This is a genomic window from Winogradskyella aquimaris (assembly GCF_042676105.1).
GTDB lineage: Bacteria > Bacteroidota > Bacteroidia > Flavobacteriales > Flavobacteriaceae > Winogradskyella > Winogradskyella aquimaris.
In genome coordinates, this window is the sequence record NZ_JBHTJQ010000010.1 from 141,669 (window position 1) to 168,225 (window position 26,557).

General features: G+C 36.0%; 22 protein-coding genes. 6 read left to right on the forward strand and 16 right to left on the reverse strand.

Translation table 11 applies throughout. The annotated features are described in order from the left end of the window. The first annotated feature begins 3 nt into the window (after window positions 1–3). The gene (yajC, locus tag ACFQ1K_RS08405) at window positions 4–294 is read left to right on the forward strand and encodes a preprotein translocase subunit YajC (RefSeq protein ID WP_320555127.1); all 291 of its coding nucleotides are present in this window, start codon (window positions 4–6) and stop codon (window positions 292–294) included. An 85-nt stretch (window positions 295–379) separates the two neighbouring features. On the opposite strand, the gene pepT is transcribed toward yajC, so the two are convergent. Both pepT and ACFQ1K_RS08415 read right to left on the reverse strand, forming a co-directional pair. Further along, on the reverse strand, window positions 380–1,618 hold the full coding sequence (gene pepT / locus ACFQ1K_RS08410) for a peptidase T (RefSeq protein ID WP_320555128.1): 1,239 nt from the start codon (window positions 1,616–1,618) through the stop codon (window positions 380–382). A gap of 22 nt (window positions 1,619–1,640) precedes the next feature. Continuing rightward, window positions 1,641–2,471: a universal stress protein gene (locus ACFQ1K_RS08415; protein WP_320555129.1), complete on the reverse strand. Its 831-nt coding sequence runs from the start codon at window positions 2,469–2,471 to the stop codon at window positions 1,641–1,643. Window positions 2,472–2,618: 147 nt separating this feature from the next. Here ACFQ1K_RS08415 and ACFQ1K_RS08420 point away from each other — a divergent pair, with 147 nt between their 5' ends. The 3 genes from ACFQ1K_RS08420 to ACFQ1K_RS08430 are packed head-to-tail and all read left to right on the forward strand — an operon-like array spanning window position 2,619 to window position 5,171. Further along, on the forward strand, window positions 2,619–3,641 hold the full coding sequence (locus tag ACFQ1K_RS08420) for a quinone-dependent dihydroorotate dehydrogenase (RefSeq protein WP_320555130.1): 1,023 nt from the start codon (window positions 2,619–2,621) through the stop codon (window positions 3,639–3,641). A 3-nt stretch (window positions 3,642–3,644) separates the two neighbouring features. Next, window positions 3,645–4,262: a LysE family translocator gene (locus tag ACFQ1K_RS08425; protein WP_320555131.1), complete on the forward strand. Its 618-nt coding sequence runs from the start codon at window positions 3,645–3,647 to the stop codon at window positions 4,260–4,262. Window positions 4,263–4,307: 45 nt separating this feature from the next. After that, window positions 4,308–5,171, forward strand: a complete 864-nt coding sequence (locus ACFQ1K_RS08430) for a hydroxymethylglutaryl-CoA lyase (protein WP_320555132.1) — start codon at window positions 4,308–4,310, stop codon at window positions 5,169–5,171. Here the strand turns inward: ACFQ1K_RS08430 and ACFQ1K_RS08435 are convergent. Next, the gene (locus ACFQ1K_RS08435; protein ID WP_320555133.1) at window positions 5,168–7,399 is read right to left on the reverse strand and encodes a TonB-dependent receptor family protein; all 2,232 of its coding nucleotides are present in this window, start codon (window positions 7,397–7,399) and stop codon (window positions 5,168–5,170) included. The two genes, ACFQ1K_RS08430 and ACFQ1K_RS08435, sit on opposite strands and share 4 nt — an antisense overlap. A 227-nt stretch (window positions 7,400–7,626) precedes the next feature. On the opposite strand from ACFQ1K_RS08435, the gene guaB reads away from it, so the two are divergent. After that, complete coding sequence (gene guaB / locus ACFQ1K_RS08440; protein ID WP_320555134.1) at window positions 7,627–9,096, forward strand: IMP dehydrogenase; 1,470 nt, start codon at window positions 7,627–7,629, stop codon at window positions 9,094–9,096. Between the two features lie 86 nt (window positions 9,097–9,182). On the opposite strand, the gene ACFQ1K_RS08445 is transcribed toward guaB, so the two are convergent. From ACFQ1K_RS08445 to ACFQ1K_RS08455, 3 genes are read right to left on the reverse strand one after another with little or no spacing between them, the layout of a single operon-like run. Further along, window positions 9,183–9,611, reverse strand: coding sequence for a DUF4268 domain-containing protein (locus ACFQ1K_RS08445; protein ID WP_320555135.1), 429 nt, complete (start codon window positions 9,609–9,611; stop codon window positions 9,183–9,185). Beyond that, window positions 9,612–10,286 carry a ZIP family metal transporter gene (locus ACFQ1K_RS08450; protein WP_320555136.1) on the reverse strand — a complete coding sequence of 225 codons (675 nt, stop codon included), beginning with the start codon at window positions 10,284–10,286 and terminating at the stop codon, window positions 9,612–9,614. Further along, window positions 10,287–11,018 (reverse strand): SAM-dependent methyltransferase, encoded by a 732-nt coding sequence (locus tag ACFQ1K_RS08455; protein ID WP_320555137.1) that lies wholly within the window; start codon window positions 11,016–11,018, stop codon window positions 10,287–10,289. Window positions 11,019–11,073: 55 nt separating this feature from the next. Here ACFQ1K_RS08455 and ACFQ1K_RS08460 point away from each other — a divergent pair, with 55 nt between their 5' ends. After that, a complete protein-coding gene (locus ACFQ1K_RS08460) occupies window positions 11,074–12,234 on the forward strand; it encodes a THUMP domain-containing class I SAM-dependent RNA methyltransferase (protein WP_320555138.1) in 1,161 nt (386 codons plus the stop codon). Between the two features lie 28 nt (window positions 12,235–12,262). Here ACFQ1K_RS08460 and ACFQ1K_RS08465 read toward each other — a convergent pair whose 3' ends face one another. The 10 genes from ACFQ1K_RS08465 to uvrA all read right to left on the reverse strand — a co-directional run bounded on the left by ACFQ1K_RS08465 (window position 12,263) and on the right by uvrA (window position 26,545). Next, on the reverse strand, window positions 12,263–12,895 hold the full coding sequence (locus ACFQ1K_RS08465; protein ID WP_320555139.1) for an outer membrane beta-barrel protein: 633 nt from the start codon (window positions 12,893–12,895) through the stop codon (window positions 12,263–12,265). Window positions 12,896–13,001: 106 nt separating this feature from the next. Beyond that, window positions 13,002–13,571, reverse strand: a complete 570-nt coding sequence (locus ACFQ1K_RS08470) for a DUF4136 domain-containing protein (RefSeq protein WP_320555140.1) — start codon at window positions 13,569–13,571, stop codon at window positions 13,002–13,004. A gap of 240 nt (window positions 13,572–13,811) precedes the next feature. After that, window positions 13,812–14,285 (reverse strand): hypothetical protein, encoded by a 474-nt coding sequence (locus tag ACFQ1K_RS08475; RefSeq protein WP_320555141.1) that lies wholly within the window; start codon window positions 14,283–14,285, stop codon window positions 13,812–13,814. 27 nt (window positions 14,286–14,312) lie between these two features. Next, window positions 14,313–14,585 carry a DUF202 domain-containing protein gene (locus ACFQ1K_RS08480; RefSeq protein ID WP_320555142.1) on the reverse strand — a complete coding sequence of 91 codons (273 nt, stop codon included), beginning with the start codon at window positions 14,583–14,585 and terminating at the stop codon, window positions 14,313–14,315. Next, entirely contained in the window at window positions 14,586–16,196 is a 1,611-nt protein-coding gene (locus ACFQ1K_RS08485) for a class I SAM-dependent methyltransferase (protein WP_320555143.1), read from the reverse strand. Window positions 16,197–16,275: 79 nt separating this feature from the next. Next, complete coding sequence (locus tag ACFQ1K_RS08490) at window positions 16,276–18,687, reverse strand: alpha-ketoacid dehydrogenase subunit alpha/beta (RefSeq protein WP_320555144.1); 2,412 nt, start codon at window positions 18,685–18,687, stop codon at window positions 16,276–16,278. Between the two features lie 155 nt (window positions 18,688–18,842). Continuing rightward, window positions 18,843–21,689: a metalloprotease gene (locus tag ACFQ1K_RS08495; protein ID WP_320555145.1), complete on the reverse strand. Its 2,847-nt coding sequence runs from the start codon at window positions 21,687–21,689 to the stop codon at window positions 18,843–18,845. Continuing rightward, the gene (locus ACFQ1K_RS08500) at window positions 21,686–22,960 is read right to left on the reverse strand and encodes a T9SS type A sorting domain-containing protein (protein WP_320555146.1); all 1,275 of its coding nucleotides are present in this window, start codon (window positions 22,958–22,960) and stop codon (window positions 21,686–21,688) included. Before ACFQ1K_RS08500 ends, ACFQ1K_RS08495 begins: the two co-directional genes overlap by 4 nt. 20 nt (window positions 22,961–22,980) lie before the next feature. Then, complete coding sequence (locus tag ACFQ1K_RS08505; RefSeq protein ID WP_320555147.1) at window positions 22,981–23,667, reverse strand: LOG family protein; 687 nt, start codon at window positions 23,665–23,667, stop codon at window positions 22,981–22,983. A 49-nt stretch (window positions 23,668–23,716) separates the two neighbouring features. After that, on the reverse strand, window positions 23,717–26,545 hold the full coding sequence (uvrA, locus tag ACFQ1K_RS08510) for an excinuclease ABC subunit UvrA (protein ID WP_320555148.1): 2,829 nt from the start codon (window positions 26,543–26,545) through the stop codon (window positions 23,717–23,719). Window positions 26,546–26,557 lie beyond the last annotated feature (12 nt).

Here is a 26,557-nt window from a genome sequence, read left to right on the forward strand (position 1 = left end):
AATATGGAAGGATTAAGTTCATTTTTACCATTTATTGCCATTTTCGCAGTGATGTATTTCTTTATGATAGCACCACAAATGAAACGTGCAAAACAAGAGAAAAAATTTGCTAGTGAGTTAAAGCGCGGTGATCGTATCATCACCAAGAGCGGAATGCATGGCAAGGTTGTAGAATTAAACGAAAAGGATAACAGCTGTGTTATTGAAACGTTAGCTGGGAAAATAAAGTTTGATCGTTCTGCAATTTCAATGGAAATGAGTAAAAAACTAAACGCGCCGACCAAAACGAAATAAATTGGTCAGTAGATAGAAATTAAAAAGCCACTTTACAAAGTGGCTTTTTTTATGGTATCAATAGGAAGTGCTATAAATGTTTATCTCAAGAGTTATGACTTCTTTTAGCCGTTAGCTCAGCAATCTTACAGATCACTTCTACCGCTTTTTGCATGCTTTCAACAGGCACATATTCGTAACGGCCATGAAAGTTATGACCACCTGCAAAAATATTAGGACAAGGTAAGCCCATATAGGATAATTGTGAACCGTCGGTACCACCACGTATAGGCTTAATCAATGGTTTAATACCCAAAGATTTCATCGCTTCTTCCGCAATATCTACAATGTGCTTTACAGGTTCTACCTTTTCTTTCATATTGTAGTATTGGTCTTTAATTTCAATCTCAAAAATTTCAGCTTCAAATTTGGTGTTTAAGTCAAACACTATTTTTTTCATCAAAGCTTTTCGTGCTTCAAACTTATCTTTATCATGATCTCTAATGATATACTGCAATACAGTTTCTTCGACCTTGCCATCTAGTCTGTGTAAATGAAAAAATCCTTCATAACCTTCAGTATGCTCAGGGGTTTCTAACCTTGGTAAAGCGTTGATGAATTCTGTTGCATAGTACATTGAATTTATCATTTTCCCTTTGGCATATCCAGGATGCACAATCTTTCCTTTCACTTTAATTTTTGCGCCAGCTGCATTAAAATTCTCGTATTCTAATTCTCCAATCTGACTACCATCCATGGTGTATGCCCAGTCAGCACCAAATTTTTCAACATCAAATTTATGGGCGCCTCTACCAATCTCTTCGTCTGGTGTAAAGCCAACCTTAATCGTTCCGTGTTTAATTTCGGGATGATTAATAAGGTATTCCATAGCAGTTATAATTTCTGTAATGCCAGCTTTATCATCTGCACCCAATAGGGTTGTACCATCTGTGGTAATTAAAGTTTGGCCTTTGTACAGTAAGAGGTCTTCAAAATAATCTGGTGATAAAATAATGTTTTCCTTACCATTTAGAACGATGTCCTTACCATCATAATTTTCTACTATTTGAGGTTTTACATTAGCGCCTGTGAAATCCGGAGATGTATCAAAATGCGAAATAAACCCGATGGTAGGAACATCATAATCTACATTACTAGGCAGTGTTGCCATGATATACGCATTTTCATCTATGGTAACATCACTCATCCCAATAGATTTTAGTTCTTCTGCAAGCTTTTTGGCCAAGTCCCATTGTTTTTCGGTACTTGGTGTACTTTCAGAATTGGGATCGGACTCAGTATCTATAGTGACATAACTAATAAAGCGATCTATGATATGTTGCATAGGTTCTTAGTCTTGTTTAGGATTAAAGCTTAAATGTAATTACGGGTAATTTAGAGTGGTTTACCAAGTCTTCTGAAATACTGCCACCGAAGAAATGACTTAAACCAGTTCTACCATGGGTAATTATTGAAACTGCATCAGCGTCTTCTCTTCTGGCATAGTTCAACACACCATCTTCTACCATATGATCGGCCGTATATGCAATATTTAAATCACTTTCGTTAAGTTTGGAAAGTTTAATAAAGTCCGATACTTTATCATTGATTTCATCTGTACTTAAAAAACTCAAGTTCGGAAGATTAACATGTAGTAAAGTTACTTTATCAGCTAACTCGTTAAGTGTTTCTAAAGCGTTTTTCACAGCAGAAATGCTCTCTTCGTTAAAATCACAACCTAGAACAACGTTTTTATAGTGTACGGAATTTGGTTTGGTTTTTACTACTAATACAGGAGTATCACTATAGCGTACTACCTTTTCGGTATTAGAGCCTGTAAACACGCCGTCATGGTCACTATGTCCCCTTGACCCCATAACAATAAGGTCAGCTTTTTCCTGACTCGCTACTTCCGATACTTCTTTTAGAACTTTATGATGCTTAATTACTGGAGTAACAGATACACCCTCCAAGTACGGTTTATCTAAGAATTTTTCGAACTCCTTGTTGGCTACCATAAGCATAAAAATAGTTTCCTCATTTTTTTCATTTCCAGAAGTGGAAAAAATAGATTCAGAAAGCTCTAACATGTGCATTACAATAAGTTCGGCATTATACTTTTTAGCTAGTGCTGCTCCGGTTTCGAGGGCGTATTCAGAATGTTGTGAGAAATCTACAGGAATTATGATTTTTTTCATGATCGTTTTTTAATTAGTTATTGCTCAAAGTTAAGAATTTGATTGATTAAAAATAATGATAATTGACAGTTTATATAAATATTTAATGGACTCCTAGCATTCGTAAAAGGTTTTAGATTCTTATTTTTGTAAAGCAAATTTCTTTCCATGTATAAAGCTATAATAAGACCCATTCTTTTCTGTTTTGATCCAGAAAAAGTACACCATTTTACATTTGCCTTAATAAGAACCATTTCAAAAATACCAGGTTGTAAACGTTTATTTAGATCGCTGTATTTAATTGAGGATAAGCGTCTTGAGCGTCCGTTGTTTGGTTTAACATTTAAAAATCCAGTAGGCTTGGCAGCTGGTTTTGATAAGGACGCCAAACTCTACAATGAACTGTCTAATTTTGGTTTTGGATTTATTGAAATTGGTACCCTAACACCAAAACCACAAGATGGAAATCCTAAAAAGCGGTTGTTTAGATTAAAAGAAGATTCAGCGATTATAAACCGAATGGGTTTTAATAATGGTGGAGTAGAAGAAGCGGTGAAACGATTAAAGAACAACAAAGGTGTTTTGATTGGCGGAAACATTGGAAAAAATAAAATCACCCCAAATGAAAATGCCGTAGACGATTATAAAATCTGTTTTAATGCACTTTTTGATTATGTAGATTATTTTGTGGTCAATGTTAGCTCACCAAATACACCAAACTTAAGAGCTCTGCAGAATAAAGAGCCATTGACAGAGTTGCTAAAAGCATTACAGGTTTTAAATTTTCAGAAAGCAAAATCTAAACCTATTTTACTTAAAATAGCTCCAGACCTTACTAACGAACAACTAGATGATATTATAGCTATTGTAAAAGAGACTAAAATTGACGGTGTTATTGCTACAAACACTACTATTTCCCGCAAAGGATTACAAAGCGCCAATAAGGATGAAGTGGGTGGTTTAAGTGGTAAACCCTTAACGTCGCGTTCTACAGAAGTCATCAAATATCTGGCTCAAAAAAGCAATAAAGCCTTTCCGATTATTGGTGTAGGCGGTATAAACTCAGCCCAAGATGCGTTGGAGAAGTTAGATGCTGGTGCAGATCTGATACAAATATATACTGGCTTTATTTATGAAGGACCCAAGTTGATTAAGTCCATTAATAAGGCACTCCTTAACAAGACTTCATAGGTATTGAATATAGAGACCCTAATATCATTTGCACTAGCTACATCAGTTTTGGCGATATCCCCAGGACCTGATAATATTTATGTTCTAGTTCAGAGTATTAGCAATGGAAAAGCTTTTGGTTTGGCTACGGTGTGCGGTTTAATAACTGGTTGTATTGTGCATACCACATTATTGGCGTTTGGAGTTTCTGCCATTATAAAAGCCAACGAACATTTGTTTTTTGGCATTAAAGTATTGGGTGCTTTGTATTTATTGTATTTGGCTTACAAGGTTTATAGGTCGAATTCCCAATTAGATTTCAATGAAGAGATTGCACCAAAGAAAAGTTTAAAAGCTCTATTCGTACAAGGATTCTTTATGAATGTTTTAAATCCGAAAGTGACAATCTTCTTCTTGGCATTTTTTCCTGGATTTCTGTTTAGCGATACAATGAGTACAGTTTGGCAGTTTTATATTTTGGGAGGTATTTTTATGTTAGTCTCATTTCTTATATTTTCTGCGATTGCCCTATTGGCAGGGCAAATTAAATCCTACACATTGAAGCATAGAAACTCTGGAAGTGTTTTTAAGTGGCTTCAGGTAATTGTTTTCATTGGTATTGCAATCTTTATTTTAGTCTGATGATGACACTATGAAATCGATTTCGGAAACCGTATATTTGGGGCAATGAATTCAACTGTAAAACTCATAGAATGTCCTAGGGATGCCATGCAAGGCATTAAAGATTTTATTCCCACAGAACAGAAAATACAGTACATTCAATCATTATTGAGAGTCGGTTTCGATACAATTGACTTTGGAAGTTTTGTATCTCCAAAGGCTATACCCCAAATGGTTGATACGGCAGCAGTTTTGTCACAATTGGATTTATCCGATACCAAAAGCAAATTACTAGCTATCATAGCAAATATTCGTGGAGCTAATGATGCTGCAGAGCATTCGGAAATAGATTATTTAGGCTTTCCATTCTCCATCTCAGAAAACTTCCAAATGCGTAATACGCATAAGACCATTGCGCAATCCGTTGAAACGTTGCAAGCGATTTTGAACATAGCGGAGAAGAGCAAAAAGGAAGTGGTTGTTTATATATCCATGGGATTCGGTAACCCTTATGGTGATCCTTGGAATGTCGATATTGTAGGTGAGTGGACTGAACGATTGGCAAAAATGGGAGTGAAAATTCTCTCCTTAAGTGATACTATAGGGAGTTCAAACCCAGAGAATATCGAGTATCTCTTTTCTAATTTAATTCCAAAATATCCTCATATTGAATTTGGTGCACATTTACACACAACACCGACCACATGGTTTGAAAAAGTAGATGCTGCCTATAGTGCTGGTTGCCGACGTTTTGATGGCGCTATACAGGGTTTTGGTGGCTGCCCAATGGCAAAAGACGATCTTACTGGCAATATGCCAACGGAAAAAATGTTGTCTTACTTCACGCAAAAAAAAGCTCACGACTTAAATGCCATGAGCTTTGAGAGCGCTTATAATGAAGCGACAAAGATTTTTTCAAAATATCATTAAAACCTAAATTCCAGTCCTAGGTTTCCACCAAATGGATGTCCTGGTCGTAATCCGGCAGGTACCCTTGAAACCGCATAGGTTTTATCTAAAAGGTTTATAATATTACCGGTTAAACTTAAGGTTTTTGAGAGATGATATTTTCCGGCAAAATCTATTATAAAGTTGGAAGCAACTTTTTCATTACTAGGAATATTTCCAGTACCAGCTAATGTTCTGAATTCTCCATTATACCGTCCACTCAAATTCAACTCATATTTAGCATGTTCTAACGATATGGAGGCATTAAATTGATGCATTGGAATGTATGGTAATTGATCACCTTCGTTTACTTCTCCCCACAAATCATTGCTACTGCCAAAGCTATTTAAAAACTCAGTGTGTGTGAATGTATAACCAAAGGTTATTGGTAATTTGTATTTAGTGTTGTTCTGAAGTAATTCATAATTTAATAATAACTCAAGACCACTAACTGCGACTTCACCAGCATTAAATTGGTCAAGGGATCCTGTTCCACCTGTGGCTGCTAAATCACTACCCAATAAATTACTATAGTCGTTATAGAATCCAACTATTTCACCGCGGAGACCACCCACTGTAAATCGTGAACCTAGCTCGTAGTTTATGCTTTCTTCAGATTGCTCACCATCAGAGCTTCCTGGAGGTGAAAATCCTTTATGTACACCACCAAAAACAGAAACATTGTTTGAAAATGCATAATTAATACCTATGCCAGGGATAAAAATATCTACTTTATTTTCTCTGAATGCCAAGTTGGTACCCGTTCTGTTGGGATCGTCATCGCCAAAGTCGTCACGTTGTAATATGATATTTTCATAACGTAAACCAGGAGTTAAAGTAAGTTTGTCATACTTTAATTTATACATGGCGTATGCGGCAAAGGCTGTTGCACTACTAATACGATTACCCTCTGCACCACGAGGACCTTGAGATGTGCGCGTCATTTGCTGTTCTATGATACTATAACCATCTTCCCATTGAAAGCGATCTTCTTCATCATAATGATAGCGTAAACCTACTTCAATATCATGAAAAGTGTTGTCACCATACCAGTGGTAATCAAATTTTGTCTGAATACCCTTGGAATAGTAAACACGGTTATTGGCTTTTAATAATAAGGCGTCATCACCAGAGTTAACATCACCACGAACAATAGCCATATGGTCTGCAAAGGTTATTGGATCTGAAACGACTGTGGCTATACGTTGTGCGTCTCCATTAAAGACCACGTCATCTAATTTAAACCAATTGCGCGTAAACTTATTGTAATATCCATTGGTTGTTAGTCTCATATTCTTGCTGAAATCCAAGGTATGGGTAAGCATCAATTGCAATTGTTGGGCTGTCATTCTATCATCTTGTGAAGACGCATATCTACTATATGGCGATTGGGCAAAATCTTCTTCAGTCAGTCCTAAGTAAGTCTCGTTAGAGCGTTCATCGTAATAATGGAATTTAGTTTCTAAGGCCTGCTTTAATTTAGCGTCCTCACTACTATAGATACTGAATTTTGCCGTAACCTCGTTAATATCAAAGCCTGTGTTGCTGCCATCAGGTAAATTTTTAAATCCATCAGATCCAAAATTCAAGTATTCTACCAGATAACCAAAATTTTCTTTTCGGTCTCCAACTCTTGCCAATAATTGTTGTGTATCAAAAAGGCCATAGCTCGCTCTTACTTCTCCTTTAAGTTTATTTGGGATTTGGGCAGATATCATATTAATGGCACCACCAGTAGTAAATGGACCAAACTGTACTTGGCTACTTCCTTTTAAAATTTCAACAGCCTCCATTCGTCCAACAGAAGGGAAGTAGTATGCAGCTGGTGCGCTATAAGGGGCTGGGGCAATAAGTACACCATCTTCCATTAGTGATATTTTGGCACTACGTTGAGGTGAGGTACCTCTAAGACTAATATTCGGGCGTAAGCCAAAACCGTCTTCTTCATAGAAGGTAACACCTGGTACTGCTCGTAATGCGCGGTTTATATCTGTGTAATTGAATTTTTTCAGTTCTTGAGGCGAAATGTAATAGGCGGATCCTGTACGATGTCTCGCAACATATTTACTACCAAATATTTGGTTAGAATTAATAATGACCTCATCTAATTTTTGAATGGAGTCGAGGGGCTTTTCTTGTTTTTCTTTTTCTTGTGCATTTAATAAAATACTTGTAAAGCTTAGTAACGATAGGGCTAATTTTATTTTCATTAATTTAGACTTATTAAAAATAGATTATTATTTGGCTGCAAATTTACAACCTCAAGACATTATTTCAAACTTTATTTAGAATAAATAAAAATAAAATTTACAAGCCACTGATTATTAATTGGATATCAATTATCTAAATATTTTAAATGGTATGATTTGTTTTTAAATACAGCCAAGCACTATGAAAAAATACGTATCTTTGCGTGCAATTATATGTTAATTGCACTATGATAGCACATGAAAACAAAATCTTAGGTGAAGGCCTTACCTACGACGACGTCCTTTTAGTTCCAGCCTTTTCTGAAGTACTTCCACGCGAAGTAAATATTCAAACAAAATTTACTAGAAACATTACCATTAACATTCCTGTAATTTCCGCAGCGATGGATACAGTTACGGAGAGTAGAATGGCCATTGCTATGGCTCGTGAAGGTGGTATTGGTGTGCTACACAAGAATATGACTATAGAGGAACAAGCACAAAAAGTAAGACGGGTAAAACGTGCTGAAAGCGGTATGATTATAGATCCTGTAACCTTGCCTTTGGATGCTACCGTGGTTGATGCTAAAAATGCTATGCGAGAACATAGTATTGGAGGTATCCCAATTGTTGACTCCAATGGAAAACTAAAAGGTATTGTTACCAATAGGGATTTGCGTTTTGAGCATAAAAACGACCGACCAATTGCCGAGGTAATGACAAGTGAAAATTTGGTGACTGCTCCCGTTGGTACATCCTTAAAGGATGCTGAAGATATATTACAAGAAAATAAAATTGAAAAACTTCTGATTGTAGAAGGTGATAAACTGGCAGGATTAATCACCTTTAGGGATATAACAAAGGTGACCCTTAAGCCAGATGCCAATAAAGACAACTACGGGCGACTAAGGGTTGCTGCGGCTATAGGTGTAACAGGAGACGCTGTAGATAGAGCGGAAGCCTTAGTGAAGGCTGGTGTAGATGCGGTTGTTATTGATACTGCACACGGCCATACCAAAGGTGTAGTAACGGTTTTAAAAGAGATAAAATCAAAATTCCCTTCACTTGAAGTTATCGTCGGAAATATTGCTACGGGCGAAGCTGCTAAATATTTGGTGGAAGCTGGAGCAGATGCTGTAAAGGTTGGTATTGGACCAGGTTCTATCTGTACAACACGGGTGGTTGCTGGTGTTGGTTTTCCACAATTTTCAGCTGTTCTAGAAGTAGCAGCTGCTATAAAGGGTAGTGGGGTGCCTGTTATTGCAGATGGAGGTATTCGTTATACAGGTGATATACCAAAAGCTATTGCAGCGGGTGCAGATACAGTGATGCTAGGATCTCTTTTAGCAGGTACTAAAGAAAGTCCTGGTGAAACTATTATTTATGAAGGACGTAAGTTTAAGTCCTATCGTGGGATGGGATCTGTTGAGGCGATGAAACAAGGAAGTAAAGACCGTTATTTCCAAGATGTGGAAGATGATATCAAAAAATTAGTACCGGAAGGTATAGTAGGTCGTGTACCTTATAAAGGCGAATTATATGAAAGTATTCATCAGTTTGTTGGTGGTTTGCGCGCTGGTATGGGATATTGTGGAGCTAAGGATATCGCAACCTTAAAGGAAACAGGACGTTTTGTAAAAATAACCTCAAGTGGTATTCATGAAAGTCACCCACATGATGTTACAATTACTAAAGAGGCCCCAAATTATTCAAGATAATTAACTTATAGGATGAAGTAAGACAGATCAATTAAAACAATTGTAATGTCTTTGTTTTAAAGCGGCTAGGATGTCTCTGTATTTTCTTATCCTTTTATAATATCCTTGTATTCCTCGAAAAACGATTCAAACAACATCATATTGGTATTAAAGAATTCCATAACTTCTCTCCAGGTGTTTTTATTATGGATGGATACCTTTTGATTTAAGGGAATATAGATCCGCGAGATTTCTTTGCCATTGTCTAGAAAATGAACTTCCTCATAAATAGCATCTGGTAAGTAATCTGTTTGTAAAATACCTTTTAAGGCAACAAGTTTTTCCCAGCAATTGATACGGTTTTCTAAATCGTCTTCTAAGTCTAGACTTATGTGAGCCTTTTTAGTATCGAAATGAAATTTAAAAGAAAGTCCTTTAATTTTGGTGTTGTATAAAGTCCATTTTCTGGGAAAGGATTTTCCAAAACTAGTCCAGAATTCCTGACGTAATAATCGGCTTTCTTCCTTGCTGAACATCTATATAAAGTAAGCGATAAGGACTCCTAAGCTAATGGCAACCAACTTAGATAAATTAAACTTATGACCTTCTCCAGTCTCAAACAAAATAGTGGTAGAGATATGTAGAAAGATACCTATAACCAGTGCATTAATGCTCATAAGGTATGTGGGGTTTATAGACAGCGTATTGGAAGCTAGAGTGCCCAAAGGTGTCATAATCGCAAATATAACCATAAAGCTAATCGCCTGTAATTTGGCATATTTAGATTGTAATAAGAAAGAAGTAAGCAATGCAGCAATAGGGATTTTATGAATCAGAACACCATAAACCATGTCATTATGTTGATGAATGGGGAATCCTTCCAAAAAGCTATGAATGCATAAACTAATAAACAATAGCCAAGGGAATTTGGTATCTTTTTGATGTATATGAACATGACCGTGTTCAGCGCCCTTAGATAAAAACTCTAAAACAATTTGTAGTAAAATACCACACATGATAAGCAATCCCGTATGTTTGGCATTGAGATGCTCATAGACCTCCGGTAATAAATCAAAAAGTGTTAAAGCTAATAAAAACGCACCACTAAACGATAAGAGTAATTTGGTGTAAATTGACTTTTGCTTTTTGGTTAAAAAAGCAATAGCAACTCCAATGATGATGGCGTATATAGGAAAAAGGTACTTATTCATTTATTTAAAAATCATAATCAAACGCTGAGAGGTTTTTGGATGATATTGACCTAATTTGTAATCTCCAAAAATATCAAGTAGGTGTACACCAGCTTTTTCAAACAACAAAATAAAATCGTCTAGAGATAATGCCTTGACACGTTCTTGAAATTCAAAATTCTCACCATCAATTTCAAATTTGATATCCTTTACAATATAACCGTTTTTAACACTGCGTTTCTGATGAAAATCTATACCATCAATGGTTTTTACATCTTCAGTAACTAAGTTGTCAATAATATAATTGACGTTCATAAAATCAATAACCCCAAAACCATAAGCATTCAATTCTTCTTTAATGGAAGTAATAGTTTTTAGGTTGCAAGTGTCATCTTCAAAATAACCAAAACTTGTAAATAGGTTAAAAACGGCATCAAAAGTATCAGGGTAAGGTTTGGTCATGTCATGCACGTCAAACCTTAGTGTGTCATTTTCAAACTGGCTGGCGTGTTTTATACTTTGTTCAGATAAATCTATTCCAGTAACATTATATCCCAGCCTATTGAGGTAGATGGAGTGTCTGCCTTTGCCACAAGCCAAATCTAAAATTTTTCCACCTTCAGGAATGTTTAGATAACTAGTAAGATTATCCATAAAAACCTGTGCCTCTGCATAATCCCTGTCTTTATATAGGATGTGGTAAAATGGTGTGTCAAACCACGAGGCGTACCATTGTTTTGTTGAATTTGTCATAACCTATTACGTCCTGCAAAAATAGTTTAAATTTGCAATCTATTTGACGTGTTGTATGGACAATAATTTTAAAATGGTAGCCAAAACCTTATTTGGCTTTGAAGATATATTAGCCAAAGAGCTTACCCAACTTGGAGCTATGCAGGTTGAAAAAGGGGTGAGAAATGTGAGCTTTGTTGGAGATAAAGGCTTTATGTACAAAGCCAATATTGGCCTTAGAACCGCTATAAAAATTTTGAAACCCATAAAATCATTTAGGGTTACCAGAGAGATAGACTTGTATAAAAATGTAAAAGATATTAAATGGGAAGACTATCTGAAACCTACTGGATCTCTTGCTGTTGATGCCACAGTAAACCATAGTATATTTACCCATTCGCAATACACCGCTTTAAAAACAAAGGATGCTATCGTAGATCGTTTTAGAGAGCAAAACGGACAACGGCCAAATGTTGATTTACGCTTTCCTGATTTAAAAATAAACGTACATATAGACCGCCAACGCTGTACAATTTCTTTAGATACTTCTGGGGAATCATTACATCGAAGAGGTTATAAAACAGCAACCAATATTGCACCTATTAATGAGGTATTGGCTGCAGGTTTGATTATGATGAGCGGCTGGGATGGTCAATCCGATTTTATGGATCCGATGTGTGGTAGTGGAACCATTCTCGCAGAAGCTGCCATGATAGCTTGTAACATTCCACCAAACTTGATGCGAAAGGAATTTGCTTTTGAACGCTGGGAAGATTGGGATGTGGATTTATTTGAAACCATTGAAGAATCATTGCTTAAAAAAGCCAGGGATTTTCATCATAAAATAATTGGTTACGATAAGTCTCCATCAGCAGTTAGGAAAGCTAAGGAAAATATTAAGAATGCCCATTTAGAAGAGTTTATTCACATACAACACGAAGACTTCTTTAAAACACAAAAAGCTGGTGATGCTAAACTTCATATGGTATTTAATCCACCATATGGAGAACGTTTAGAAAATCTTAATATAGAGGAATTCTACGGGAATATCGGTACCACCTTAAAACATGGTTATCCTAATACAGATGCTTGGTTAGTGACGTCTAACCTTGAAGCCTTAAAATATATAGGCTTGCGTCCGTCACGCAAAATAAAGGTATTTAATGCCAAGTTAGAGTCGCGTTTTGTTAAATACGAAATGTACGAAGGCAGCCGTAAAGCTAAAAAACGGGATTAAGGATTCTATGGTTTACTATAACCGATGACTAGAAGCGGTAACCAAACAATAAGCCAATAGTGTTTAGCGTCTGTATGGATTGCTCATCCTGAAATGAGGTATTGTTTTCTGTTTTTAATTTATTGAAGTCTGATTGTGTTGAAACATTAATCCCTAAAGACCAATTGTTGGATACGTCATATTCAAAACCAAAAAAACCTTGAAAACCAAAAGTCCATCCCTCATAAACATCTTCTTCGATGGTAGAGAGAAATCTAAATTCATCATTGATGATGGTTTGACCGTAAAAACCAGCAGAGAGTAATAAGTTGATTTTATCTGTAAGTTTTTGACTCGAGCGCACTAAAAGAGGAAATTTTAAAAGGTCGCGTTCGTGATAAAAGTTTCCACTACTATTGAAACCATTCCCACTAAGTTGTAACCATCCAGCACCTGCACTGATCCCAAAGTTGCTGTTAAAATTGTAGGTTAAAAGTACTTCACCCACATTGGCGCTTAAATTATAATTGGGTTCATTGTCATTTTTTACTTGTCCATAACCTATGCCAGTAGTTGCAGTTACATCAAAACGATTAAATGTAACATCATCGTCTTGAGAATAACTTATGGAAATAAATAAAATAGAAAATACAAAGCTAATTAGAGGTAATTTTTTTTTCATGGCCGTTATTTTACCTCTAAAATAGCCAACCATCATATTATTTTTTAATGTTTTAAATAAAAATTAACAGAGTCATCATATACTACAAAGGCCCTAAAAGAAACAACTATAACTCTTTTTTCTCATCAGGAAAACGTCCCACTTGTGTTTTAGGATAGGTGTCAAACAGATCTTTTACCAAACCGTTAATATAAGGCTTCAGTTTTTTGTCAGGTTTGTTCAGTTCACATAATACCGAAGCATGCCACAAGACTTTATTGGTTTCAAAATCTGCTACGTAAACAATGAGTGTTTCTTCTTCATAGGTTTCTTCATGAATAGTACAGGTTTCCCAATACTCGAGATATTTAGAATGCTCACAGTTTTCAAACTCCACCGTTTCTTCACTGATCATAATTTTAAAACCTGCCTGTAATTGCGGGTTCAATACATTGGTTCTATGCGCTTTATTTTCCATTTCATCTGCAACAGCATCACCTATTAATTGCCGCACCTTATCGTTATCGAGTTGTGGATAGTTGAGGTGTTCTACCGTAAAATCCTCAATACAAAGTACATACGTGTCGTATTGATTAAAATCTACTTCTAGGTTATAGTCGTAGACGACCTCGCTAGTGGCGGCGCAGTTAAGAAGCAGTACTAATAAAAATCCTGAAATTATTGAATAAACTCTCATAAGGCAGTGATTTAGAATGTTCTTCAAGTTCTAAATTCTAGGTCAGAAATACTATGACAATTGTCAAGTTTAAAAGGGTGTACTTAATTTTCTTCAAAAACAAGAGTCTTTTGGTATTCAGCTATTACTATTTTAGGTTTGAACAAGATGTTCTCAAACATGAAATTTTTGTAATAGCTTCACTTTAATCATGGTTTGTTATTACAATAGCGGTAATAACTGAAACGCTATGTTCATCTCCTACTCAAGTCCTTCTAATTGTAGATTGTAATCGTATTGAAGATCTTCATGCAGTACACTTATTTTTTTCTTAAGGGCAAGGATCTGTCTTTGGTATAGGTTACTAAGTGTTCTATTTCTATGTATGGATGGTCTAAGTTCGTTTAGTTGTTCGCAAAAGTAGAGAAGGAGTTCAACTTCGGTAGATTTTTTGTTAGAGTAGCGGCTGTAAACTCTAATTTGTCGTAGAATCTTTCTGATGGTTTTTTTCATATAGAAATAGCTATCCGTATTTATGCCCTCAAATAACTCGTCTAAAGAGGTTTTTACGCTGCTTATGTAACCATCTTCATCATGAGCTTCAAACAATAAATACGTCAGAAGTGCCTTGTTCTCTTTTTTAAACTTACCGAGGCGTAAGCATAGTTCCAGCAAATCTTCCTTTGGCAACTGTTTGAGTTCTTTTTTTATGGTAACGATAGACTCTATCTTCATTGTAATTCTAAACTTGGCTTAGGATGTTCAATAATGTTTTCTAATGGTTCGTTTTACTCTAAATAGCCTATAAATACCGATCGCTAAAATAAAGGCAGACACAATAATAAGAATGATACCATATGATTTTAAATCCGAGAAGAACTCTAGTTTTAAAATGGTCACGCCCGTACCGAGAATAACCAAAAAAGTTCTGAAATAGGCTAAAAACGTACGTTCGTTAGCTAGCTTTGTGCGTTCTATAGCAAGCCAATCTCGGGTAATAAGTGGTTTGTTGTTTTCTTTCTTCGTTTTTGACATTTAGTCTTTTCCTTTTAATAAATTAATGCTCACCGTTGCCAATTCGTTATCAGGGAATTTTGCAAAATGATCATCGTCAGGTACAAGACCTGCTTGTTTCGCAATATTTCTAAACACATCGACCTCCACAATGTATTGATCGCTAAACCCATGTGTAGCATCGTAAGCGGTTGCAGCGGTTTTGCCAATATTGTTTGCTGCTAAATCTGGACTTATGGTATGCAACTCTATAATTAATAGTCCAAATTTATCTACATAAGGTTTCCATTTGCTTAAATGTTCTAGAAGCGAAGCCTCAACAGCCTTATTGTTAAGTCGTTTGCCTTTACTTGCATAAGCACCAGAAGATTTACTAATAAAATCATAAGTTTTCAGAGGTGCTTCCCAAATTCGATTATGATCTAAAAAGGTTCTAACGTTTAACAGATCCTGCAGTTCAATATTATAATCTTCTTTTAAGTCAGACGCTAAAAGGTCTGGTCTGCCAATATCTCCCCAAATGACCTTAGCCCAAATATCAGCAGCAATTAGATTAGCTCTAGTCACCCTCAAAGCGGCTTTATTAAAATCTGCACCTACTAAAAAAAGTGGATGGTCATCGAGCATTTTACCACGTAAGGTTTGCTGTTCAATAACGTTAAAAATATGCTCAATAAATGCCCCATTCCCACAGCCCATGTCTAAAATACCTTTGGGTTGCAGGTCAATGGGCCTGTTGAATAAATCTATTATTACTTTATCTATAACCTTAAAATAAGTGGCATGTGCACCGCCACTTCCCCAAACATTCATCTCACGATGTACGTGTTTTTCGGTGTCGCTTGGTGATTCGGTTTTGAGCACTAATGGATTGCCAAAAATGAGTTCATCGAGTTGTAAAAAGGTAGGTAAATATGATACTGTTACACCATAAGCACTGGCGCGTTTGGCAAAAAAGAGGCCTTTATCCGTAAATTGATAGGTGTTTCGTTTCTTTTTGAACCATCCTAAATGTGCAAAGAAATCGAGTATTTTTTTAAAGCTTTCAGGATCTTTATGGTATTCTTCAGCTGTAAAAGAGGCCTCCATAAAATACTTATGAAACAAGCCGTTTACACCCAACAAAACAATAATTGGTCCTGCAATGACTCCTTCAATATGTTTGTAAATCTGGTATTCAATAGATGCTTCATTCGATATATCTAAACCAAAATTGGTTTCAAACTTTTTAAAAATACGTTCTAAAGCAATGAAGGCATCAGTACTAATCATTTTTTCCGTTGCAAACCTATCGGAATAACGCAAGAGGTTGACGGCATCTTCATAAAGATGTACTATTTTGAAAGCAGTTTCGGACTTGTCATTAGTCTTATATATTATGGTATTACTTTTATTGTCAAGGTTTTGCAAAAGCCATCCTTGAGAACATAATACCCTAAGCGCGACATTCAGGTAACCTTCATTAGCATTAAATACATCAGCAAGTGCTTTTGTGCTAATGCTTTCTTTCTCTAAAATATAGTCTAAAACTTTATGTTTGTGTAATGTATATGCTGAAGTTGCGGTAGCGATACCATCTAAATGACGAAATATGATACCTCTGAGTTGAGATTTGTCTGATTTTGTAAGCATAAATATGAACTGGTATTTAAATATAAAAAAAACCATCACAAAAATGATGGTTTTTAATAGTCTATTATTTTAAACGGTATTATCTCAGTTTAGGAAAATCGGAAGGACTAACCTCGTGCATCACGTTATATACCGCTTCAAAAATATCTTCTACAGATGGTTTTGAGAAATAATCTCCATCTGTACCGTAAGCAGGACGATGTGGTTTTGCAGCCAACGTTTTAGGTTGACTATCTAAATACTGATAGGCATTTTGTTCGTTCAGGATTTGGTCTAAAATATAGGCCGAAGCTCCGCCTTTAACATCTTCGTCAATAACCATGACACGGTTGGTTTTGACTATACTCTTAACGATGTCATGATTTAAATCGAATGGTAATAACGATTGTACATCAATAATTTCAGCATCGATACCAACTTCCAATAACTCCTTGGCAGCCTGTTCTACCAAACGTAACGTAGAACCATACGATACCAAAGTGATATCCTCACCTTCTTTAATGGTTTCAACAACACCAATAGGTGTTTTAAATTCACCAATATTATTAGGCATTTTTTCTTTTAAACGGTAACCGTTTAGGCACTCTACGATTAAGGCAGGCTCGTCACTTTCTAAAAGTGTATTATAAAAACCAGCAGCTTTCGTCATGTTTCTAGGTACTAATACATGTATACCTCTAACTAAATTGAGGATGCCTCCCATTTGAGAGCCAGAATGCCATATACCTTCTAAGCGGTGACCACGTGTTCTAACTATTAAAGGTGCTTTTTGGCGTCCTTTTGTTCTGTATTGAACAGTAGCTAAATCATCGCTCATAATTTGAAGCGCATAAAGGATATAATCCAAATACTGAATCTCTGCGATAGGTCTTAGACCTCTCATGGCCATACCAATACCTTGGCCTAAAATGGTAGCTTCCCTAATACCTGTATCTGAAACCCTAAGTTCACCAAATTTTTCTTGAAGGCCTTCTAGACCTTGGTTAACATCACCTATATGACCTGAATCTTCCCCAAACACCAAAGCTTCTGGGTATTTGTTGAAAATTGCTTCAAAATTATCTCGCAGTACCACACGGCCATCTACTTCGGCAGCATCATTACTGTAAGTTGGGAGTACTTCTGATTGGTATTTTGCTTTTAGTTTAGACTCACTGTATAAGTGAGAGCTATATTTAGGTTGATTTATTTTAATGTAATTATCAATCCAGTTCTGTAGGGCTAATTTTTCATTAGAGTCTTCAGAAATGACATAACGTAATGCCTTACGCGCGGTAGATAATATATCTTTTCGAATTGGCTCGTCTATGGCCTCCAAATCACTTTTTAGTTTGGATATAAAAACACTGTTAGCACTTGTTTTGGCAACATTTTCCAATAGTGTTAACACCTCATTTTTTTCTTCCTTGATAGGGTGGATAAAGGCCGACCACGCTGCTTTTTTTCCATCTCTCACCGCCTTCTTAATATCCTTTTCTAATACAGTTAATTCTTCGTCTGTTGCAATGTTGTTTGCAATCATCCATTGACGCATTTGTGCATTACAGTCGTATTCTGCTTCCCAAGCTAATCGGTCTTTATCTTTATAACGCTCGTGAGATCCTGATGTTGAATGCCCTTGGGGTTGCGTTAATTCTTGAACGTGAATCATAACCGGGACATGCTCTTTCCTTGCTACCTTGGCAGCACGTTGATAGGTGTCTATTAACTCAGCATAATTCCAACCATTAACTCTAAAGATTTCGTAACCGTTGCTGTTGTCTTCGCGTTGAAATCCTTTTAAAATTTCAGATATATTTTCTTTAGTAGTTTGGTGTTTGGCATGAACTGAGATACCGTACTCATCATCCCAAATACTAATTACCATTGGCACCTGTAAAACACCAGCGGCATTTATAGTTTCAAAAAACAACCCTTCACTTGTACTGGCGTTTCCTATAGTTCCCCAAGCAATTTCATCACCATTTTTAGAGAAGTTTGTCGTGTCTATACCCTCAACATTTCTGTAAATTTTGGAGGCTTGTGCTAAACCAAGTAATCTCGGCATCTGCCCAGCAGTAGGGGAAATATCTGCACTAGAGTTTTTCTGTTCCGTTAAGTTTTTCCAATTTCCTTGATCGTCTAAACTATGTGTTGCAAAGTGTCCACCCATTTGACGACCAGCAGACATTGGTTCTTCTTTTAAGTCCGTATTGGCATACAACCCTGCAAAGAACTGCTCAATCGTTAATTCCCCAATAGCCATCATAAAGGTTTGGTCTCTGTAGTAACCTGACCTAAAATCGCCGTTTTCAAAGGCTTTTGCCCATGCAATTTGCGGGACTTCTTTACCATCACCAAAAATCCCGAATTTGGCTTTTCCCGTTAAAACTTCTCTTCGACCTAATAGACTGCATTCACGACTGGTAACAGCAAGTTTGTAATCGTTTATAACCTCTGTTTTAAAATCCTCGAATGTAATCTCCGTTTTGGTATTAGGGTTTGTTTTCATTTAGGTCGAATTTTTAGGAACACAAAGGTACTAAATTAGGATATTTTAGGCAATACTGAAAACTGTTAGAATTTTGAATTATTCTTAACAATAACCAGTTTTTATTGATAAAAACTTAAGTTAATCGAAAATATTAACATTTGAATAAGAATATGTTAATACCATTTACGTCTAAATAGCCCAAGGAGGACTTGTGGGTCTACAGTGATAATAAATCGGATACGCTGACTATAATTAGGTTGCGCAATTTCCCAGCCAAGTGTAGAATAGACAGGGAAATAGACTTCAAAGAAATCTTCCACTAAATTAAGTCTTACACCAGAATCATATACAAAGTTCGCACTATCAAACTTGTTCTTAACAAGTCCAACATCTCCGTAAGCTTGTATATATCTCCAAATGGACGTACTAAAATTAGCTGTGGTTATCCATTGATTTGCAAAAGGCGTTGGTAGCATGGATTTAAACCCTCCTTCTGCAATAATGATTTGCTGACTAAATAAACCTGCAGCTTCTGACCTTCCCAGATAGTTGAGGTCAAAGAGATAATCTGTTGGCCTGTCCAAGGCGAAACTAAAGAAGTTGGAGTTAGGGTCTGTATCATTATTTAAAAACACACCTGCAAACAACCTAAGGTTAATATTTCTATTGCCTTTAGTTAATTTTCTAAACTCATAACTTGCAGACAATTTACTGAAATTACCCGCAAGTTGGAAGTCCGTGCTAAAACTTGAAAAGTTAATCCTTCCTGGATTAAAATGTGTGTATCTTAAATTAAAAACACCGTAATCGGGCTCGTCGATTTCAACTATAGCATTGTCACCAATATCCCTATTAATACTTACATATCTGGCTGTAATATTATCAATTTGGTCTGCTCTAAAATCTTTATCGTTTCTAAATCTTAAGGTTAACGACGGTCGAATCGTAGTAAAAAAGGCATCTTCTGCAAAGGATTGATAGCCCGCCGAAATGCCATATGTGATATCAAACAGGTTCTTATTTTCAATATTATGTGTGTAAAAAATAGAGGTAGACCCTGTTAAAGACTTAGACTTTGTGGCATATTGTGGTGAAAATCTGTAGTTAAGACGTTTCCTGAGTATGGTTTTATTATAAATTTTGGTTCCGAGTGTTAATCCATCATAAATATTATTAAACTCAATTAAAGGCATAAAAAATACCTGGTTGTAATAAGGATCTTCGATGTCCTTAAATAATCGAAATTGTAGAGGCTTGTTATTTATAAAGGTTCCATTAACCGACTTATAATTATCACGTTGGTTAAATTCTGGTATCACGTTGTAATAATCCAAAACAAATTTATCTGTATTATCTTTTGGTAAGCTTATGGTTTTTATGCCACTTATTTGTTCTACCCATTGTTTACCAATAACAGTATCATTACTAATGCTGTAAAGGGATATTGGCATAGAATTATTACGTTTGTTTTTAATGCTAACAATAAAGGAATCTTTTGTGGTTTCAACACCTTTTATTTTAAAGTCTATTTTTTTTCGAGTTCCTACATAATCTGTAAAAAACCAATTAATGTTCTTAGATGTTTTGGAACTTAAAAAGGTCTCAAAATCAGATATTTTAACATGGCTCTTGAGTTTGTTTTGCTCTAAAAATGCGGTGATGGTTTTAGATAAATCGATATCGTCGGTAAACTTTTCCAAGTAGTTAAGGCCTACGCCAGCCTTATATTTGCCTGCGATATTGGCATTGAACTTAATTAAGGAATCCTTAGGTGTTGTTAGAGGTTGGTCTCTATTTTTTCTGGCAATTTCCATAGAGTACAAAAAGTACTGAAAATTAAAATCTACATCTGCTGCATGAAATGCACGAATACCCCAAATATTAGCTAGTGTTCCCAGTAATTTCATGTCTGGATAATGTTCCTCAACATATTTGATCATAAAATAAATCTGAAGACCCTCACTAAGCCAATGCTCCTTTCTTGGGTTTAGTAGTAAGGTATTGTCAATGTATTTTTTAAGAGCGGTCTTTAATAATTTTAACTCATACTGAAATTGATCTGGAAATGGTCTTAGAAAATCAGGTAGTTGATTTAGACCATAAAGCGGATTTTTGTTATAATCAATCCTCGAAACCAATAAACGCTCATGTGGATATTTTCCTAGATTTTTAGTTAAAAATCGTCCGATTTTATCGGTTAGAATAGCTTTATCTGCGCCAGGTAATCCGCGTTCATTGATGTTTGAAATAAGAATTAAATCATCCGTCTGTACAAAGCCAAATAAAGGGAATTTCTGAAGTGCCAGATAGGTGTCTACGCGGTCTTTACCATAGTAAATAGTAGTCTGTCTTCGGGTCTTTGGGTCTGGATCGGCAGAAATAAGATTAAGTTCAGATGTTGGTCGGTAGTTTAAAGGATGCTCAATGGTGATTTTGACATCTGATTTAGGGACATATAAATCGTCAAGATTTTTATTGCTATAATATTGCCATTCTCCGTTGTATACTGCTGGCGTAATGTACCAGTGCTTCAATTCAAAATCTCTATTTTTTGTAAAACCATAGTCTGTAAATGTAGCATCAGGTAGAACCAAAATGTAACTTAAATTAATATTATAAGACTCGCCAGGTAAAAGTGGTTCAGGAAGTTTAGCTCTTAAGACATCGGGATGCTCTTCTAGATATTCAAAATCTAACTTGATGTTGGTGTCATTATCGGTAATGCTAGTAATAAGGGTAAAACCGCGCTGTTCACTTTTTGCCAGATGAAACTTTGTGCTAAATTCTTCTTCAAAACGTTTGGCTAGTGGTGTGGATTTACTCGAATAGCTATTGTTCCAGTCATGCAAATAGATGTCCTGTAAGGTGTCGCTCGATTCGTTTTTATAGACAATCTGTTGGGATATCGTAAGGGTTTTGGTTTCTACATCTGCATTAGCATTAACCTCAATACGGTTTTGTCCATATATTGGCGCAGTGAGGAGAAAAGTGATGACATATATTTTTAATTGTTTTATCAATGCGAAACAATAAATTTAAGAGGCGTTGAAAAAGTGTTTGAAAATGTCATATAGTACATGCCATTACTAAGTTGATTGGTACTGAATGATTGTCGTTGATTCGTGTTGAGGTGGTAAGTATCTACCAATTCCCCGATTTGATTATAAATGTTAATAGCTTGATTAAATAGTTGAGGTGAATTAACATAAAGCGTTATTTCTGAATCCACTACACTTCTTTCTAATGTAATATCTTGTGTGAAAATCACATCATTATCATCAGAAAGTGTAACGTCAGCTTCGAGCGATAGGGTTACAGGTAAGTGATCGCTAAAATTGTGTAATGCGTTGCGAAGTTCAAATGAAAATTCGGAATCTATGTTCCCGCAATTTGAAGAATTTATAGCACTGTTATAGCATGATACAAGGGCGTTATTTCCCCAGACTTTATATGAATTAGGCACATAGGTTATGTTAGAGCTCCCGAGCATATTTTCAGAAGTTAATATAAAATCAAAACGGTCATCAAAACCTCCGGTTGTACCACCAAAACCAGATTGCGTTCTGGTAGATTGCGTAAAGACATCCACAAAGGTCGGATTATTGTTCCAACTACCAATTCTGTTTGCTGGATCTGCAAAAGTAATGGCATCACTTGAATCTAAGAGTTCCTGAAATGCCGACTCTGATGCCGTATACAGATTAAGATCCCCACCTAGCACTATATTTGAGTCTGCTGGTAAGGTTTCTAGAAAAGCGTCTAGCTCTAAGACCATTTCAAAACGTCGTTGCGCGTTCTCGATACCACTAGAGGCCTTTAAATGACATACGATAACATAAATTTCAACAGGATTAATATCTTGATCTACTGTATTTAATTTTAATTTATAGACATTAAAATCACGTAAATCGGTAGGTACAATAATTTCTTCCTCTAAAATAAATTTGGAACTATCGTAATACAGCATGTTTTGCAGATCATTTTGATCACCAAAATTGTCGTCTGATGTATTTGACACATAGGTGGCCATATCAAAGTTTGGATTTATGACAGTTTGCGTAATATTTAAAACAGTATTAGCGCCAGTGATATTATTAAGTTCGCAAACAAAAAATAAATCAGGCTGATAATCAGCTAGGATAAATGCCAAATCATCTTCACGGTTGGGTACAGCATCTTCTTCTGGATAGTTTAAGAGGTTGTAAAACATTACTCTAAAGGTTTCTTGTGCAGAAACAAAGAGCATGTTCATAAATCCAAGAAGGATAAAACTCAGTATTTTCTTTTTCATAGCATTTAAAAATAAGAAAATTAAAAGTTTGGACTCAGCCTATATTCTTCATAAAATTTATTTAAAATCTCAATAACCTCATCAGAGGTATCGACTATATGAATTAAATCTAAATCTTTTGGACTAATATTACCAGCTTCTAGCAGCGTATTTTTTACCCATTCAAACAGACCACCCCAAAATTCTTTTCCAACCAAAATAATTGGAAAGGTTTCAATCTTATGCGTTTGGATTAAGGTAATGGCTTCAAAAAGTTCGTCTAAAGTACCAAAACCGCCTGGCATTACAACGAAACCTTGTGAATATTTGACGAACATGACTTTACGAACAAAGAAATAATCGAAATCTAGACTCTTATCGTTGTCTATATAAGGATTATCATGTTGCTCAAAAGGTAATTCAATATTTAGACCCACTGAAGTACCACCTGCAATATGAGCACCTTTATTACCAGCTTCCATTATTCCAGGTCCACCACCAGTTATGACTCCGTAACCGTGGTCTACTATCTTTTGTGCTACATCAACAGCTAACTGATAGTATTTGTTATCTGGCTTGGTGCGAGCGGAACCGAAAATGGAAACACATGGACCTATTTTGCTTAGTTTTTCGTAACCATTTACAAACTCTCCCATGATTTTAAAAATCGCCCAAGAATCGTTTGTTTTAATCTCATTCCAGCCTTTATGTTTACTTTCTTTTCTCATATGATTTGTTAATGCCTTTTGTTGCAATTTATCAATGTACAATATAGTATTATTTCAATTCCTTCTTTAAAAATTTAGCCGTATAACTTTTTTTGTCTTTGATGATGTCCTCAGGTGTGCCTTTGGCAACGACTTTTCCACCACCTTTTCCACCTTCATAGCCAATATCTATAATATAATCTACGGTCTTAATAACATCGAGGTTATGTTCTATAATAAGTACAGTATTTCCTTTGTCCACCAGCTTATTAAGGACTTTCATGAGAACCCTAATGTCTTCAAAATGTAAACCAGTAGTTGGTTCATCAAGAATGTAAAACGTATTTCCGGTATCACGTTTACTAAGTTCTGTAGCGAGTTTGATGCGCTGGGCTTCACCACCAGAAAGCGTTGTGCTTTGTTGTCCTAATGTAATATAGCCTAAGCCTACATCTTGTATGGTTTTAAGCTTACGGTAAATCTTTGGAATATGTTCAAAGAATTCCACCGCTTCATCTATAGTCATATCCAATACGTCACTGATGGTTTTTCCTTTATATCTAATCTCCAAGGTTTCACGATTAAAACGTTTGCCTTGACAGGTTTCACACTCCACATATACATCCGGAAGAAAATTCATTTCAATGACTCGTAAACCACCACCTTGACAGGTTTCACAACGTCCACCAGCGACATTAAAACTAAAGCGTCCCGGCTTATAACCACGAATCATAGCTTCAGGTATTTGTGCAAATAACTTTCGTATTTCGTCAAAAGTCTTGGTATAGGTTGCCGGATTACTTCTTGGTGTTCTTCCAATAGGGGATTGGTTAATGTCAATAACCTTATCTATATGCTCTAAACCTTTAATGCTATTGTATGGCATTGGTTTTTTCACTCCGTTGAAAAAATGCGCATTTAGAATAGGGTAGAGGGTTTCGTTGATTAATGTAGATTTACCACTTCCTGAAACACCAGTCACTCCAATCATTTTACCTAATGGAAACTCTACATCTACATTTTTTAGATTATTACCTGTACAACCTTTGAGTACTATTTTCTTTCCATTGCCGCTACGGCGTTGTTTCGGAATTTCTATTTCTTTTTTGCCACTGAGGTAGTCCCCTGTAAGGGTTTTGTGCGATAATAATTCCTTTGGAGAGCCTTCACTAATAATTTCACCACCATGCTTGCCCGCGAAAGGGCCGATATCTATAACATGATCGGCACGTTCTATCATATCCCTATCATGTTCAACTACAATTACGGAGTTACCAATGTTTCTAAGGGATTCTAACGAATTGATGAGTTTTTCATTGTCCCGTTGATGAAGACCAATACTGGGTTCGTCTAATATGTAGAGCACACCAACTAACTGCGAACCTATCTGTGTGGCCAAACGGATACGCTGTGCTTCGCCACCAGAAAGTGATTTAGAACTTCGGTTGAGGGATAAATACGTTAAACCAACATCAAGTAAGAAACTCGTTCTGGCTTTAATTTCTTTTATGATCTCTTCTGAAATTTTTCGTTGTGTTTTAGAGAGGCGATCTTCTAAACCGTCTAACCAATCAGCTAATTCCACAATATCCATTTTAACCAGATCTGCGATGTTTTTTCCGTCAACCTTAAAGTACAGTGATTCTTTTCGCAAACGCGACCCTTCACATACATCACATTCCACCTTATCCATAAATTCCTTTGCCCAACGCACTAATGATGTAGAATCGGATTTATATTGGTTTTCAATAAAGTTGGCAAACCCTTCAAAATCAATATTGTAGTCTCTTGTTACACCAAGAAGTTTGCTTTCTACAGCAAACTTATCCTTACCACCATACAAAATCATTTGTTTGGCTTCTTCTGGAATGTTTTTCCATGGGTCACTTAATGAAAAATCGAAACGTTGTGAGATGGTATGAAATTGTTTAAAAATCCAACTTTTCTTTTCAGGACCATGAGGTGCTAATGCGCCGTTCTTTATGGATAGCGTTTCGTCAGGCACCAACTTTTTTTCATTAACTACGTAAAGTTCGCCTATACCGTTACAGTTAGGACATGCCCCTTTTGGTGAGTTAAATGAAAAATTATTAGGCTCTGGATTAGGATAGGAAATTCCCGAAGAGGGACACATTAAATTTCTACTAAAATAACGTGGCTCATTAGTTTCCTGGTCTATGACCATTAAAACATCATCACCATGGTACATGGCCGTGTTAATGGATTCCATAAGGCGTTTTTCATTGTCCTGAGAATCATCAATTTTTAAACGATCAATGACAATTTCTATATCGTGGGTTTTATAGCGATCTAGTTTCATTCCTTTTTCAAGGTCAACGATTTCGCCATCGGTACGCACCTTAACAAAGCCTTGTTTGGCAATTTGTTCAAACAATTCACGGTAATGCCCCTTTCTAGATCGAATGACTGGAGAAAGAATGTTAATGCGCTTGCCAGCGTAAGATTCTAAAATAAGGTCTTTGATTTGCTCATCACTGTAGCTTACCATTTTTTCGCCAGTTTCATAGCTGTAAGCATCGGCAGCTCTTGCAAATAGTAAGCGAAGAAAATCATAAATCTCTGTAATAGTACCTACCGTAGAACGTGGTGATTTGCTAGTTGTTTTTTGCTCTATTGCTATAACAGGTGAAAGACCATCAATTTTATCCACATCAGGACGCTCTAAATTACCCAAGAATTGTCGTGCGTAAGCCGAAAACGTTTCAATGTAGCGTCGTTGACCTTCAGCATAAATAGTATCGAAAGCTAAAGAAGATTTGCCACTACCTGAAAGTCCTGTAATCACTACCAGTTTTTCTCTTGGTATAGTAATATCAATGTCTTTCAAGTTGTGAACACGTGCACCTTTTACTTCAATGGAGTCGTCGAAATGGCTCATAGATGGTTATCG